Origin of the sequence: Pseudomonas sp. B3(2017) (assembly GCF_002113595.1) — a bacterium.
GTDB classification, from domain to species: domain Bacteria; phylum Pseudomonadota; class Gammaproteobacteria; order Pseudomonadales; family Pseudomonadaceae; genus Aquipseudomonas; species Aquipseudomonas ekonensis.
The window spans coordinates 1-13,232 of record NZ_NEIU01000027.1 but is presented as its reverse complement, the minus strand read 5'-3'; the positions used below and the strand labels follow the sequence as shown (position 1 = coordinate 13,232).

The 13,232-nt window shown below is 65.0% G+C and carries 12 protein-coding genes; 11 read left to right on the top strand and 1 reads right to left on the bottom strand.

Annotated elements, in window-relative coordinates:
- Positions 1–21: 21 nt before the first annotated feature.
- The 5 genes from astA to CAG33_RS28620 all read left to right on the top strand — a co-directional run bounded on the left by astA (position 22) and on the right by CAG33_RS28620 (position 3,895).
- Positions 22–1,056 (top strand): arginine N-succinyltransferase, encoded by a 1,035-nt coding sequence (gene astA, locus CAG33_RS26220; protein ID WP_085586681.1) that lies wholly within the window; start codon positions 22–24, stop codon positions 1,054–1,056.
- A 158-nt stretch (positions 1,057–1,214) separates the two neighbouring features.
- Positions 1,215–2,084 carry an oxaloacetate decarboxylase gene (locus CAG33_RS26215; RefSeq protein ID WP_085586680.1) on the top strand — a complete coding sequence of 290 codons (870 nt, stop codon included), beginning with the start codon at positions 1,215–1,217 and terminating at the stop codon, positions 2,082–2,084.
- 187 nt (positions 2,085–2,271) lie between these two features.
- Positions 2,272–3,045, top strand: coding sequence for a hypothetical protein (locus tag CAG33_RS26210; protein ID WP_085586679.1), 774 nt, complete (start codon positions 2,272–2,274; stop codon positions 3,043–3,045).
- On the top strand, positions 3,042–3,722 hold the full coding sequence (locus CAG33_RS26205; RefSeq protein WP_085641092.1) for a transposase: 681 nt from the start codon (positions 3,042–3,044) through the stop codon (positions 3,720–3,722). Before CAG33_RS26210 ends, CAG33_RS26205 begins: the two co-directional genes overlap by 4 nt.
- A complete protein-coding gene (locus CAG33_RS28620) occupies positions 3,719–3,895 on the top strand; it encodes a hypothetical protein (RefSeq protein ID WP_170930082.1) in 177 nt (58 codons plus the stop codon). The genes CAG33_RS26205 and CAG33_RS28620 overlap by 4 nt, the downstream gene beginning before the upstream one ends.
- 102 nt (positions 3,896–3,997) lie before the next feature.
- On the opposite strand, the gene CAG33_RS26200 is transcribed toward CAG33_RS28620, so the two are convergent.
- Positions 3,998–5,080: a diguanylate cyclase gene (locus CAG33_RS26200; protein WP_085633863.1), complete on the bottom strand. Its 1,083-nt coding sequence runs from the start codon at positions 5,078–5,080 to the stop codon at positions 3,998–4,000.
- A gap of 177 nt (positions 5,081–5,257) precedes the next feature.
- Here CAG33_RS26200 and CAG33_RS26195 point away from each other — a divergent pair, with 177 nt between their 5' ends.
- The 6 genes from CAG33_RS26195 (at position 5,258) to CAG33_RS26170 (ending at position 12,903) form a co-directional block, all read left to right on the top strand.
- Positions 5,258–6,712 (top strand): NAD(P)/FAD-dependent oxidoreductase, encoded by a 1,455-nt coding sequence (locus tag CAG33_RS26195; RefSeq protein WP_085586676.1) that lies wholly within the window; start codon positions 5,258–5,260, stop codon positions 6,710–6,712.
- 22 nt (positions 6,713–6,734) lie between these two features.
- Complete coding sequence (locus CAG33_RS26190; RefSeq protein ID WP_085641090.1) at positions 6,735–7,661, top strand: alpha/beta fold hydrolase; 927 nt, start codon at positions 6,735–6,737, stop codon at positions 7,659–7,661.
- The gene (glcD, locus tag CAG33_RS26185) at positions 7,658–9,157 is read left to right on the top strand and encodes a glycolate oxidase subunit GlcD (RefSeq protein WP_085641088.1); all 1,500 of its coding nucleotides are present in this window, start codon (positions 7,658–7,660) and stop codon (positions 9,155–9,157) included. Before CAG33_RS26190 ends, glcD begins: the two co-directional genes overlap by 4 nt.
- Entirely contained in the window at positions 9,157–10,206 is a 1,050-nt protein-coding gene (gene glcE / locus CAG33_RS26180; RefSeq protein WP_085641086.1) for a glycolate oxidase subunit GlcE, read from the top strand. Before glcD ends, glcE begins: the two co-directional genes overlap by 1 nt.
- 2 nt (positions 10,207–10,208) lie before the next feature.
- The gene (gene glcF / locus CAG33_RS26175; protein WP_085641084.1) at positions 10,209–11,429 is read left to right on the top strand and encodes a glycolate oxidase subunit GlcF; all 1,221 of its coding nucleotides are present in this window, start codon (positions 10,209–10,211) and stop codon (positions 11,427–11,429) included.
- Positions 11,430–11,517: 88 nt separating this feature from the next.
- Complete coding sequence (locus CAG33_RS26170; protein WP_085586671.1) at positions 11,518–12,903, top strand: VOC family protein; 1,386 nt, start codon at positions 11,518–11,520, stop codon at positions 12,901–12,903.
- Positions 12,904–13,232: the final 329 nt, after the last annotated feature.

The following is a 13,232-nucleotide window of genomic DNA, read 5'->3' as shown; positions in this document are numbered from 1 at the left end:
GCGCGCAGAAGGAGTTGCAGCATGATTGTCCGCCCGGTTCACGTCAGCGACCTGCCGGCCTTGATGGCGCTGGTGCGCCAGGCCGGTCCGGGGTTCACCACCCTGCCGGCCAATGAAGACCGTCTGGCCCACCGGGTGCGCTGGGCCCGGCGCGCCTTCTGCGGGCAGGTCGAGCGGGCCGACGCGGACTACCTGTTCGTGCTCGAGGACGACGAACAGCGCGTGGTCGGCGTCAGCGCCCTGACCGGCGCCATCGGCCTGCGCGAGCCTTGGTACAACTACAGGGTGGGGCTGACCGTCAGTTCGGCACCGGATCTGGGCATCCAGCGTCAGATCCCGACGCTGTTCCTCAACAATGAACTGACCGGCCAATCGGAACTGTGCTCGCTGTTCTTGGGCCATGACCAGCGCCACGGCAGCAACGGCCGCCTGCTGTCGCTGGGGCGGTTGCTGTTCGTCGCCGAGTTTCCGCACCTGTTCGGCGAAAAGATGATCGCCGAACTGCGCGGCAGCGCCGACGAGATGGGTTGCTCACCGTTCTGGGACAGCCTGGGACGGCACTTTTTCCAGATGGACTTCAGCCACGCCGATCACCTGTCGGGGCTGGGCAACAAGTCCTTCATCGCCGAACTGATGCCGCGCCAGCCGCTGTACACCTGCATGCTCACCGAGCAGGCCCAGGCGGTCATCGGCCAGCCGCACCCCACCACGGAGCCGGCGCTGAAGATCCTTCAGGCCGAGGGCTTCATCCACAAAGGCTACATCGACATCTTCGACGGCGGTCCGGTGATCGAAGCCCCCGTCCACAGCATCCGCACGGTGCGCGAAAGCCTGGAGCTGACCCTGGCCCTCGGCACGCCGGACGACCAGGCGCCCCAGTGGCTGATCCACAACCGCCGTCTGGAGAACTGCCGCATCACCGCCGCCCAGGCCCGCCGGGTCGGCGGCAGCCTGGTGGTCGACCGCCTCACTGCCAAGCGCCTGCAATTGCAGCCGGGCGACTCGGTGCGGGCGGTGCTGCTGCCCAACCAACAACAGCAGGCCGCCGCAGCCTGACCCTTAGCGGCGAGGGCGCTTGCTCCCGCTGCGGTGCGCTTTCTCCCGCCTTGCAAATTCGTCATGATCCTTGACCCATTCGCGTGATAGCCTCTTGATTCTTCGGCGTTGACACCTTTGCTCAAGCCTTTCCATTCCCTTGTATTGGTGGAATCAGTATGTCCAGGCTTTCCCATCAAGATTTGCGCCGTAACTTCCGTCAGCTGCTGGCCTCAGGCGCCTGCTACCACACCGCTTCCGTGTTCGACCCGATGTCCGCCCGCATCGCGGCCGACCTGGGCTTCGAAGTGGGGATCCTCGGCGGCTCGGTGGCGTCCCTGCAGGTGCTGGGCGCGCCGGACTTCGCCCTGATCACCCTGAGCGAATTCACCGAACAGGCCACCCGCATCGGCCGCGTCGCCCAGTTGCCGGTGATCGCCGACGCCGACCACGGCTACGGCAATGCCCTCAACGTGATGCGCACCATCGTCGAGCTGGAGCGCGCCGGCGTCGCCGCCCTGACCATCGAAGACACCCTGCTGCCGGCCCAGTTCGGCCGCAAGTCCACCGACCTGATCTCGGTCGCCGAAGGCGTCGGCAAGATCCGCGCGGCCCTGGAGGCCCGGGTCGATTCGGAAATGGCCATCATCGCCCGCACCAACGCCGGCATCCTGCCCAACCAGGAAATCATCAGCCGCACCAAGCAATACCAGGCCGCCGGTGCCGACGGCATCTGCATGGTCGGCGTGCAGGACTTCGACCAACTGGAACAGATCGCCGAGCACCTGAGCGTGCCGCTGATGCTGGTCACCTACGGCAACCCGGCGCTGCGCGACGACAAACGCCTGGCCGAACTGGGCGTGCGCGTAGCCATCGACGGCCACGGCGCCTACTTCGCGGCCATCAAGGCGACCTACGACAGCCTGCGCGAACAGCGGCAGATCTTCACCCAGGCCTCGGACCTGAGCGCCACCGAACTGACGCACACCTATACGCAGCCTGAGGACTACATCCTCTGGGCGAAGGAATACATGAGCGTCAAGGAGTAACTTCTTCAAGATTTGAAACGCACTGTTTGATCCGACCGGTCGACGCAATGTCGCCGGGCAGGGTCAATGCAGCCTTGGGCTTACATAAAAGACAACAACTCCAAACATCCGATAACAACCCAAACATTGCACAAACAACACCTCAACAAGAGAATGGCGGCATATAAACAAACCTAAAAACGCCACCATGATCAACCTGCTCAAACACTACAATTCGGCCCCTGCAGAATTAGCCGAAGCAATAAAGAACCTAAACCTGACAATAGAAATCCAAGAACTTTCCAACCATCTCTACAGCAACATCAAGACCTCTGCCAAACAACAGCAGCGGGCAACCATTCTCGACAACGTCAATCCGTACACCCAAACGCTGACATTGCACTGCACCGATGACGCGAACATCAGCGTCAGAACCCTGAGCAGCACCAGTTCGACCGTTCTTTATTCAGTGCCGGGACACAGCATCCTCTTTCCCGTCCACTCTGAGCCTTTCTCTGTCCAGCTGTACGGCATCGAAGGCGACCGGCTGAGTCTCGCCAGGCGCGTGACCGTCACGGATCGCGATCCATTGCTCATCGACGGCCGACATACCCTGTATGAGTGCGTCCCGTCCGAGGGCCCTACGCCCGTGCTGGTCGGCAGCATCAACCTGCCCGTTCGCAGCGCCGACATCAGCGTGTTTGACCGGTCCTCGCTACGCAAGGTCGCCTGGTTCCCCCACGACGACAGCGCCGCGCGCTACCTGGTCAGCCTCGAACTGCTTGAGGCGGCACAGGATCCGGAGGCCGTCAGGGTGGCCGAAGAGCTGATCCACCACTACCACCCGGCCGTTGCGTGGAAAGCGTTTCAGATCATCGATCAGCACGCTCAAGACACAGCCCGGCGATATGTGCCGCTATTGAGGAAACTGAACAACCCACGTCTCGACCAATTGCTCGAACGACGGAGCGAAGCCGCATGAAACTGCAGACATTCATCGAGCGTATGGCGAATTACGACCCCAGTGTCGACAAGTCGAGCATCATCGAAGACCTCAAACAACTTGCGACAAACCGGACACTCTTGAGCGAGCATCTCTACAACACCATTCAGCAAAACGGTTTCAGCACGCGCAACACCCTTTACAGCCCTTATGCGTTTGTATTGCACTACAACGACTTATATACGCTGCGCCTCGGATTCTGGTCACCGGTCATATCAACGGATGAAAAACAGACATTCATTTATGACCTTTACCATTCGCATGACTTTGAAATGTATGCGGTCGGCTACAGCGGTGACGGCTATACAACGACATTGCGCGCAATCCTTGACCGCACGCCATTGAAAGCCGGCGTAAAACCCTCATTGGGGGACGAGCGCAGCGTGAAACTTGCACCCGGCCATGTTCTGCACATGTCGCCGCTGTATGACATTCACCGCCAGCTTCCACCCGAAACGATGTCCGCCTCGCTGAGCCTGATCATTCATCCTCGGCAGACGACAAAAACCGAAGAAGCCTGGTGCTTCGACGAGAACCTGGTGCCGACCTACCCCGGCATCGCCACGCAGGAAACAGCGGTCTTTGAGAACCTGCTGTCCTTGCTCCAACGCGGACTGCACTCTGCGTCCGCTCAACCAGAAAGGAAATCTGTATGAACACGCCACTCGAAAACTGGACCCAAACACCACTGCTGCGCGCCGGCACCGAGCTGATCAACACGCCGGTCAAGACCGCAGCCCAATCCCCGTGCGCCAGCTTCATGCCGCGCTACAACGTGGGCAACATCCACGAAATCAAGCAGTTCTGGAACTTGCCTCAACAAAAGTAAGGCCAGCGCAAGCCACCCTTCGCCCGACGGCAGTCCGCAAGGACTGCCGTCTCGCTGTTCTTCAACACTCCCCAAGGCGGGGGCAGCCGCTTGCCCGCCCCTTCAGACCGAACCGAGCGCTTCGCGCCGGTGCTTGCCGTCGCTGTAGCACATCACCCGGTTGCGCCCGCCGCTCTTGGCCTCGTAGAGCGCCCGGTCGGCGTCGTCGAGCCATTGGGTGGCCTCGGCGTGGGACGGGTCGAACGCCGCCAGCCCGATGCTCAGGCTGACTTTCAACGCCGGGTTCTGCTCATACGCCAGAAAGGAAAAGCGCTCGCGCAAGGTCTCCATGGCCTGGGCGGCGTTGAACAGCGGCATGTCCGGCAGAATCACGCAGAATTCGTCGCCGCCGTAGCGCCCGCCCACATCGGCGTTGCGCAGGTTCTGCCTGAGGGTCTTGCTCAGTTGGCGCAGCACGATGTCGCCGGCCCCGTGGCCGTAGGTGTCGTTGATGGCCTTGAAGTGATCGATGTCGATCAGGGCGATCGCCGCCCCCTTCTGCAGGCTCTTGCAGCGTTGGAACTCGATCTGCAGCCGGTCTTTCCAGGCGCCGTGGTTGAGCAGCCCGGTCAGGCTGTCGGTACGGCTCAGGGCCAGCAGCTCGCGCTTGTGCAGGCCCAGGGTGTAGGCCTGGCGAAAGCAGATCCAGCCCAAAGCCAGCGGATACAGCATCAGCAGCGGCAGGCACGCATACAGTTGCAGCGGCGTGGTCGGCGGCACGAACGCCGGCGCGAACACCACCAGCCCGACGCCGATCCCCAACAGTTGCGCCGCCAGTCCCGCCAGCAGAAAGCGCAGCCCGCCGATGGCGACGTTGTTCATCGCCATCATCGAGACGGTGGTGGCGCTGGGCAAAGGGTTGAACTGCATGGCGGCGACCCAGAAGCCGCCGAGAAACGCGTCGATCAGCAGGTTGCGGTGTTCGGCATGGTAAGGCACGCGGGCCCGGCGGGCCCATTGAAAGGCCAGGTGCGGCCACAACAACCCGTTGAACAGCATCAGCGCCCAGACCCAGGGCGGTGGACCGAGCGGATGCATCGCCGCCCCCACACACAGGAGCCCCAGCGCCAGCCCGAGGGTTCGCGACGTATGCAGCCTCCTGGCCAACGACAGTCCTTTTCTTCCCTGACCTCCCGCTTTTTCCATAGGGGCCTCTACTGCGCGCATCGGAAGACGGATGTGCTGAGAGTCTAACAGGGCACCCTCAATTAGCCATCACCGGCCAGCGGGCCACCGATCGCACTGCCCGGGCCCGACACCGGGCAAATGATTGGCTATACATGAAAGGAGGAAAACGGAAAAACGACTATAAGAAGGAGGCGCATGCAGACCTATCAAGTGTTGATCATCGGCAGCGGTTTTGGCGGCCAGTGCGCCGCGGTGAATCTGCTCAAGGCCGGCATCGACGATTTTCGCTTGCTGGAACGGCGGGACTTCTTCGGCGGCACCTGGTGCCAGAACACCTACCCCGGCGCGGCGGTGGACGTGCCGTCGCCGCTGTATTCGCTGTCGTTCGCGCCCTACCCCTGGACGCAGATGTTCGCGGGGCAAGCCGAACTGCACCGCTACACCGAACACGTGGCGCAGCGGTTCGGCCTGCGCGAGCGGGTGGAGCTGGGCGCGAACGTCGAGCGCATCGAATGGGACGACGCGCAAAAGCGCTGGGCCGTGCACACCGTCGCCAAAGGAACGTTCCACGCACAGTTCCTGATCAATGCCACCGGGCCGCTGAGCCAGCCGGTCATCCCGCACTTTCCGGGCGCGGAACGCTTCCGGGGCAAGAGCTTTCACACGAACAACTGGGATCACGCCTACGACTACCGGGGCAAACGGGTAGCGATCGTCGGCAGCGGCGCCAGCGCAGCGCAGGTGATTCCGGCGATTGCCCCGGAGGTGGCGCAACTGCATGTGTTCCAGCGCACGCCGCACTGGGTGCTGCCGCGGGCCGACCGCACCTTCGGCCGCTTCCAGCGTTGGCTGCTGGGCCTCAAACCGGCCTACAAGCTGCTGCGCTGGTTGATCTACTGGCAGTTCGAAACCCGGGTGATCGCCTTCAAGTACTCCAAGCCGGCGATCCACCTGGTGCAGCGCCAGGCCCTGAATTTCCTCAAGCGCCAGGTGGCCGATCCGGACCTGCGCCAGCGCCTCACCCCGGACTTCACCATCGGCTGCAAACGGGTGCTGCTCTCCAGCACCTACTACCCCGCGCTGACCCGCGCGAACGTGACCCTGCACAGCCGCGAACAGGGCATCGCCGCCCTCGACGAAACCGGCATCGTCACCACCGACGGCCAGCACATCGACGTGGACCTGATCGTCTGGTCCACCGGCTACGACGCCACCGACGGGGTGATTTCCTACCCGGTCAGCGGCAAGAACGGCGTCCGGCTGCGCGACGTCTGGGCGCAGTACCCGCGCGCCTACCTGGGCACCAGCCTGCCGGACTTCCCCAACCTGTTCATCGTCACCGGCCCCAACACCGGGATCGGCCACACCTCGGCGCTGTTCATCATCGAATCGCAGATGAACTACATCCTCGACTGCATCCGCACCCTCAAGGCCCGGGGCCTGCGCAGCATCGAAGTCCGCCCCGAGGCAGAACGTACCTACACTCAGATGATCCACCGGGAAATGGAGCGCACGGTCTGGAAAACCGGCGGCTGCCACAGCTGGTACCAAAGCAGGAGCGGTCATGTGATCGCGATGTTTCCGGGGTTCAGCTTCAGCTACCACCGCCTGACGCGGTCGCTGAAGCCGGCCGACCACATTCTGTCCTGAACACGTATAAGGAAGACGTCCGATGCTTGTGCTCTTTGTCGCTCTCGCGGTTTTCGTGGCCTGGAGCTGGTTGAGCTACCCGGCGGTCGGCCATTGGCTCTACGACCTGAGCACGGCCGCCGAGGCCAAGCTGTACCGCTTGCACAAGATTGAGGTGCCCATCGCCGAAATGAGCGTATCGACCTGGCAAGGCGGGCCCTACGAGGCGTCCAGCGCGATCCTGATGCTGCACGGCTTCAGCGCCGACAAGAACCTGTGGCTGCGCTTCGCCCGGCATTTCGTCAGCCAGTACCGGGTGATCGTCCCGGACATTGCGGGCCACGGCGAAACCGGCTTCAAGGCCGGCGGCGGCTACGACATCCCGGTGCAGGCCAAGCGGATGATCCAGCTGCTGGACGTCTGCGGCGTGGAGAAAGTGCACGTGATCGGCAACTCGATGGGCGGCTACATCGCCGCGTGGCTGGCGGCGACCTACCCCGAGCGCATCGCCTCGGTGGCGCTGGTCGACCCCGCCGGCGTCACCGCGCCGGAGGCCAGCGACATGGAGCGGCACCTGGCCCGGGGCCACAACCCGTTCCTGATCAACTCCCGCGAGGAGTTCCGACGCTTCTACGCCATGACCATGGCGTCGCCGCCCTGGGTGCCGGGGCTGGTGCTGGACGCCATCGCCCAGCGCTACGAGAACCAGCGCGACGAACTGGAAGAGATCTTCCGCGACTTCCGCGCCAGCCCGCCCATGGAGCCGAAACTGCCCGACATCAAATGCCCGGCGCTGCTGCTCTGGGGCCGCAAGGACCGGCTGATCGACGTCAGCAGCGTGCCGGTGTGGAGCAAGGGCATCGCCAACCTGCGGGTCGACGTGTGGGACGGCGTCGGGCACATGCCGATGGTCGAACAGCCGGCGAACACGGCGCGGCTGTACCGGGAGTTCCTGGGCACCCTGCGATGAACATCCTCTACGACGAGCGTCTCGACGGCCCCCTGCCCGATGTCGACAAGGGCGAACTGCTCAAGGCCTTGCGGCAGGCCCTGCCGGACCTGGATCTGCTGTGGCGCGAAGAAGAGCTCAAGCCCTACGAGTGCGACGGCCTCTCCGCCTACCGCACCACGCCGATGCTGGTCGCCCTGCCCCGTCGGCTGGAGCAGGTGCAGGCGTTGCTCAAACTGTGCCACCAGCGGCGGGTGCCGGTGGTGGCGCGCGGGGCCGGCACCGGACTGTCCGGCGGCGCGCTGCCGCTCGACCGGGGCGTGCTGCTGGTGATGGCGCGCTTCGACCGGATCCTGCACCTCGACCCGGACGCACGCACCGCGCGGGTTCAGCCCGGCGTGCGCAACCTAGCGATCTCCCAGGCCGCCGCGCCGTACGGCCTGTACTACGCGCCGGATCCGTCCTCGCAGATCGCCTGTTCCATCGGCGGCAACGTCGCGGAAAACGCCGGCGGCGTGCACTGCCTCAAGTACGGCCTGACCGTGCACAACCTGCTCAAGCTGGAAGTGCTCACGGTCGAGGGCGAACGCCTGACCCTAGGCAGCGACGCCCTCGATTCCGCCGGCCTGGACCTTTTGGCGCTGTTCACCGGCTCCGAAGGCCTGCTGGGGATCATCACCGAAGTCACCGTCAAACTGCTGCCCAAACCGCCGGTGGCCAAGGTGCTGCTGGCCAGCTTCGACTCGGTGGAAAAGGCCGGCCGTGCGGTCGCCGACATCATCGCCGCCGGGATCATCCCCGGCGGCCTGGAAATGATGGACAACCTCGCCCTGCGCGCCGCCGAAGACTTCATCCACGCCGGCTACCCGGTGGAGGCCGAGGCGATCCTGCTGTGCGAACTGGACGGCGTCGAAGCCGATGTGCACGACGACTGCCAACGGGTGCGCGAGGTAATGCAACGGGCCGGCGCCACCGAGGTGCGCCAGGCGCGGGACGAAGCCGAACGGGTGAAGTTCTGGGCCGGACGCAAGAACGCCTTCCCGGCCATCGGGCGCCTGTCGCCGGACTACTACTGCATGGACGGCACCATCCCCCGCCGCGAACTGCCCGGCGTGCTGCACGGCATCGCCCGGCTCGGCGCGGAGTACGGCCTGCGGGTGGCCAACGTGTTCCATGCCGGCGACGGCAACATGCACCCGCTGATCCTGTTCGACGCCAACCGGCCCGGTGAGCTTGAGCGCGCCGAAGCCCTCGGCGCAAAGATCCTGGAACTGTGCGTGCAGGTGGGCGGCAGCATCACCGGCGAGCACGGGGTCGGCCGCGAGAAAATCAACCAGATGTGCGCGCAGTTCAACAGCGACGAACTGAGCGCGTTCCATGCCGTCAAAGCGGCGTTCGACCCCCACGGCCTGCTCAACCCCGGCAAGAACATCCCCACCCTGCACCGCTGCGCGGAATTCGGCGCGATGCACATCCATGCCGGGCAACTGCCGTTTCCCGACCTGGAGCGCTTCTGATGGCCGATCTGGATGCGGCCGACGCGCTGCTGGACCAGGTCAACCGGGCCAGGGCCGACGCCACGCCGCTGAAGATCCAGGGCGGCAACAGCAAGGCGTTTCTCGGACGCGAAGTGGCCGGCGAGGTGCTCGACACCCGCGCCCACCGGGGCATCGTGCGCTACGAACCGTCGGAACTGGTGGTCAGCGTGCGGGCCGGAACGCCGCTGAATGAGCTGCTGGCGACACTCGACGCCGCCGGGCAGATGCTGCCCTGCGAGCCGCCGTCCTTCAGCGATTGCGCCACGGTCGGCGGCATGATCGCCACGGGGCTGTCGGGGCCGCGGCGCCCTTGGGCCGGCTCGGTGCGCGACTTCGTCCTCGGCACCCGGATCATCACCGGCCTCGGTCAGCACCTGCGCTTCGGCGGCGAAGTGATGAAGAACGTCGCCGGTTACGACCTTTCCCGTTTGCTGGCGGGCAGCCACGGCTGCCTCGGCGTGCTGACCGAAGTCTCGCTGAAGGTGCTGCCCACACCCCGGCAGTGCCTGAGCCTGCGTCTGGAGATCGATTGCACGCGGGCCTTGGCCAACCTCGTCGACTGGGGCCGGCAAGCGCTGCCGATCAGCGGCGCCTGCCATGACGGAGTGGCGCTGTACCTGCGCCTTGAAGGCGGTGAAGGTTCGGTGTCCGCCGCCCATCAACGGCTGGGCGGCGATCCGCTGGATTCGGCCTTCTGGTCGGACCTGAACGAACAGCGCCTCAGCTTTTTCGACGAAGGCCCGCCGCTGTGGCGCCTTTCGCTGCCCCCTACCACCGGAGCGCTGGCGCTGCCTGGTGCGCAACTGGTCGACTGGGCCGGCGCTCAGCGCTGGCTGAAGTCCGATGCGACCGACGTTCAGCGCATCGCCCATGAGCTCGGCGGCCACGCCACCTGCTTCAGCCATGGCGCCAGCGACACGCCGTTTCAGCCGCTGGCCCCGGCGCTGATGCGCTACCACCGCCAGCTCAAGGCGCAACTCGACCCGCAAGGGCTGTTCAACCCCGGCCGGATGTACGCGGAGCTCTAACCATGCAGACCATCCTCAGCGAACAGGCCCGGCAACTGCCCCGGGCAGCCGAAGCGGAAAAGATCCTGCGCACCTGCGTGCACTGCGGCTTCTGCAACGCCACCTGCCCGACCTATCAACTGCTGGGCGACGAACTGGACGGCCCGCGCGGGCGCATCTACCTGATCAAGCAAGTGCTCGAAGGCGCACCGCCGACCGCGCAGACCCAACTGCACCTGGACCGCTGCCTGTCGTGCCGCAACTGCGAGACCACCTGCCCATCCGGGGTCGACTACCACAACCTGCTGGACATCGGCCGGGCCATGGTCGACCGCGCCGTGCCGCGCCCGCCGGGCCAGCGCCTGCTGCGCGAAAGCCTGCGGGCCCTGGCGCCCAATCCGGGCGTGTTCAAGGGTTTGCTGAGGATCGGCGCCACGTTTCGTCCGCTGCTGCCGCGTCCTCTGGAGGACAAGCTGCCGGCGCCTTCCTCGGCGAACGGCACGCGCCCGATCCCGCGCCACCCGCGTCGGGTGCTGCTGTTGGAAGGTTGCGTGCAGCCCGGGTTGTCGCCCAACACCAACGACGCGACGGCCCGGGTGCTCGACCGGCTCGGCATCAGCGTCACCCCGGTCAGCGAAGCCGGCTGCTGCGGCGCCCTCGACTACCACCTCGATGCCCAGGCCAAGGGGCTGGAGCGTGCCCGCCGCAACATCGACGCCTGGTGGCCGCACCTGGAGAGCGGCGCCGAGGCCATCGTCCAGACTGCCAGCGGCTGCGGCGCGTTCATCAAGGATTACGGGCATCTGCTGGCGCACGACCCGGCCTACGCGGACAAGGCCCGGCAGGTCAGCGAACGGTCGCTGGATCTGGTGCAGGTCCTGGCGCAAGAGCCCCTAGAACAGATGTGCAGCGCCGGCCAACGCCGCATCGCCGTGCATTGCCCCTGCACCCTGCAACATGCGCTGAAACTGGGCGGCGCCGTGGAAGCCTTGCTGACCCGTCTGGGCTTCAACCTCACGGCGGTGCCGGACGGCCACCTGTGCTGCGGCTCGGCCGGCACCTATTCGCTGACCCAACCGACGCTCGCCCGGCAACTGCGCGACAACCGCCTCAACGCCCTGGAAAGCGGCCGCCCGGATCTGATCGTCACCGCCAATGTCGGCTGCCAGAGCCATCTGGCCGGCGCCGGACGCACGCCGGTGAAGCACTGGATCGAACTGGTGGATCAGTCGTTGGCAGAATGAAGTCCGTAGGATTCTTCGTTTGCCCGCGCAGGAGAAGGCTGCGATCTTTTCCTCCATCCTTTACGTGACCGTGCCAGGAATTTTTTTCATGACCGTGCAGCCTTTCGTCAGCCCCGACCTGATCCGTCAACGCTTCTCCAAGGCGATGTCCGACATGTACCGCGAAGAAGTGCCGCTGTACGGCGCGTTGATGGAACTGGTGGAACAGACCAACCGCGACGTGCTCGCCCGGGATCCGCACATTGCCCGGCAACTGGCCGACACCGGCGAAATCCAGCGGCTGGACATGGAGCGCCACGGCGCGATCCGCGTCGGCACCGCCACGGAACTGGCCACCCTCGCCCGCCTGTTCCAGGTGATGGGCATGCAGCCGGTGGGCTACTACGACCTGACGCCGGCGGGGGTGCCGGTTCATTCCACGGCGTTTCGCGCGGTGCACGAGGCGGCGTTGCAGGTCAGTCCGTTCCGGGTATTCACCTCGCTGCTGCGCCTGGAACTGATCGAGGATCCTGAACTGCGGGCGTTCGCCCAGTCCGTGCTGGATCGGCGCTCGATCTTCACCCCGGCCGCCCTGCGCCTGATCGAACAGGCGGAAACCGCCGGCGGCCTCACCGAAGCCGAGGCCGAGGCATTTGTCCTGCAAGCGCTGGAGACCTTTCGCTGGCACCACAGCGCCACCGTCACCGCCGCGCAGTACCAGACCCTCAGTGCCCAGCACCGCCTGATCGCCGACGTCGTCGCCTTCAAAGGCCCGCACATCAACCACCTGACCCCGCGCACCCTGGACATCGACATCGTGCAGGCGCAGATGCCGTTGCACGGCATCACCCCCAAAGCCGTGGTCGAAGGCCCGCCGCGCCGGCAGTGCCCGATCCTGCTGCGCCAGACCAGCTTCAAGGCCCTCGACGAACCGGTCGCCTTCACCGACCAAGCGCAAACCCATGGCAGCCACAGCGCCCGCTTCGGCGAGATCGAGCAACGCGGCGCCGCACTGACGCCCAAGGGCCGCGCCCTGTACGATCGCTTGCTGAACGCCGCCCGGGACGAGCTCGGCGACTTCCCCAACGAGGGCAATGCCGCACGCTACAACGCGCTGATGACCCAGCATTTCAGCGAATTTCCTGACAGCCTCGACGGCATGCGGGAACAGGAACTGGCCTACTTCCGCTATTTCGCCACCGAACAGGGCTTGGCGGAGCGTCCCGGCGAGGCTTCGCTGGCCCAACTGCTGCGCGACGGCCATGTGAAAGCGGAGCCGCTGGTGTACGAAGATTTCCTGCCGGTGAGCGCGGCGGGGATCTTTCAGTCGAACCTGGGGGATGCGGCGCAGGCGCATTACGGCGAACACTCGAACCGTCAGGCCTTCGAGCAGGCGCTGGGCCGCACGACCATCGATGAACTGGCGCTGTATGCCGACACCCAGCGGCGTTCACTGGAGGCGTGCGCTGAGGCACTGGGTCTGAAACGTCTCTGAGGTCAGGTGGCCATGCTGCGCAAGAAGTTGCGCAATCATTCCGCAAAACGTCTGACACGGCACGCTGGAAGCCTTAAGCGACGCGGCCTCCAGCCGAGTGCGCAAGAAGTTGCGCAGCACTGCGCAACTTCTTGCGCACTTTCCCAAGGATTTCGCCGGCCTGATCGGACACCATCTAGAGAAACCCATATAAAACACTGATTTATATGGGTTTTTCATTTCTGGCACGCTCCTTGATAACAGTCAGGCACCCACCGGGCGATTCCGCCTCCCGGGCACCCTAACTCAATCCGCAAGGAGCACCTCCCATGGCAACACCAGCGTACATG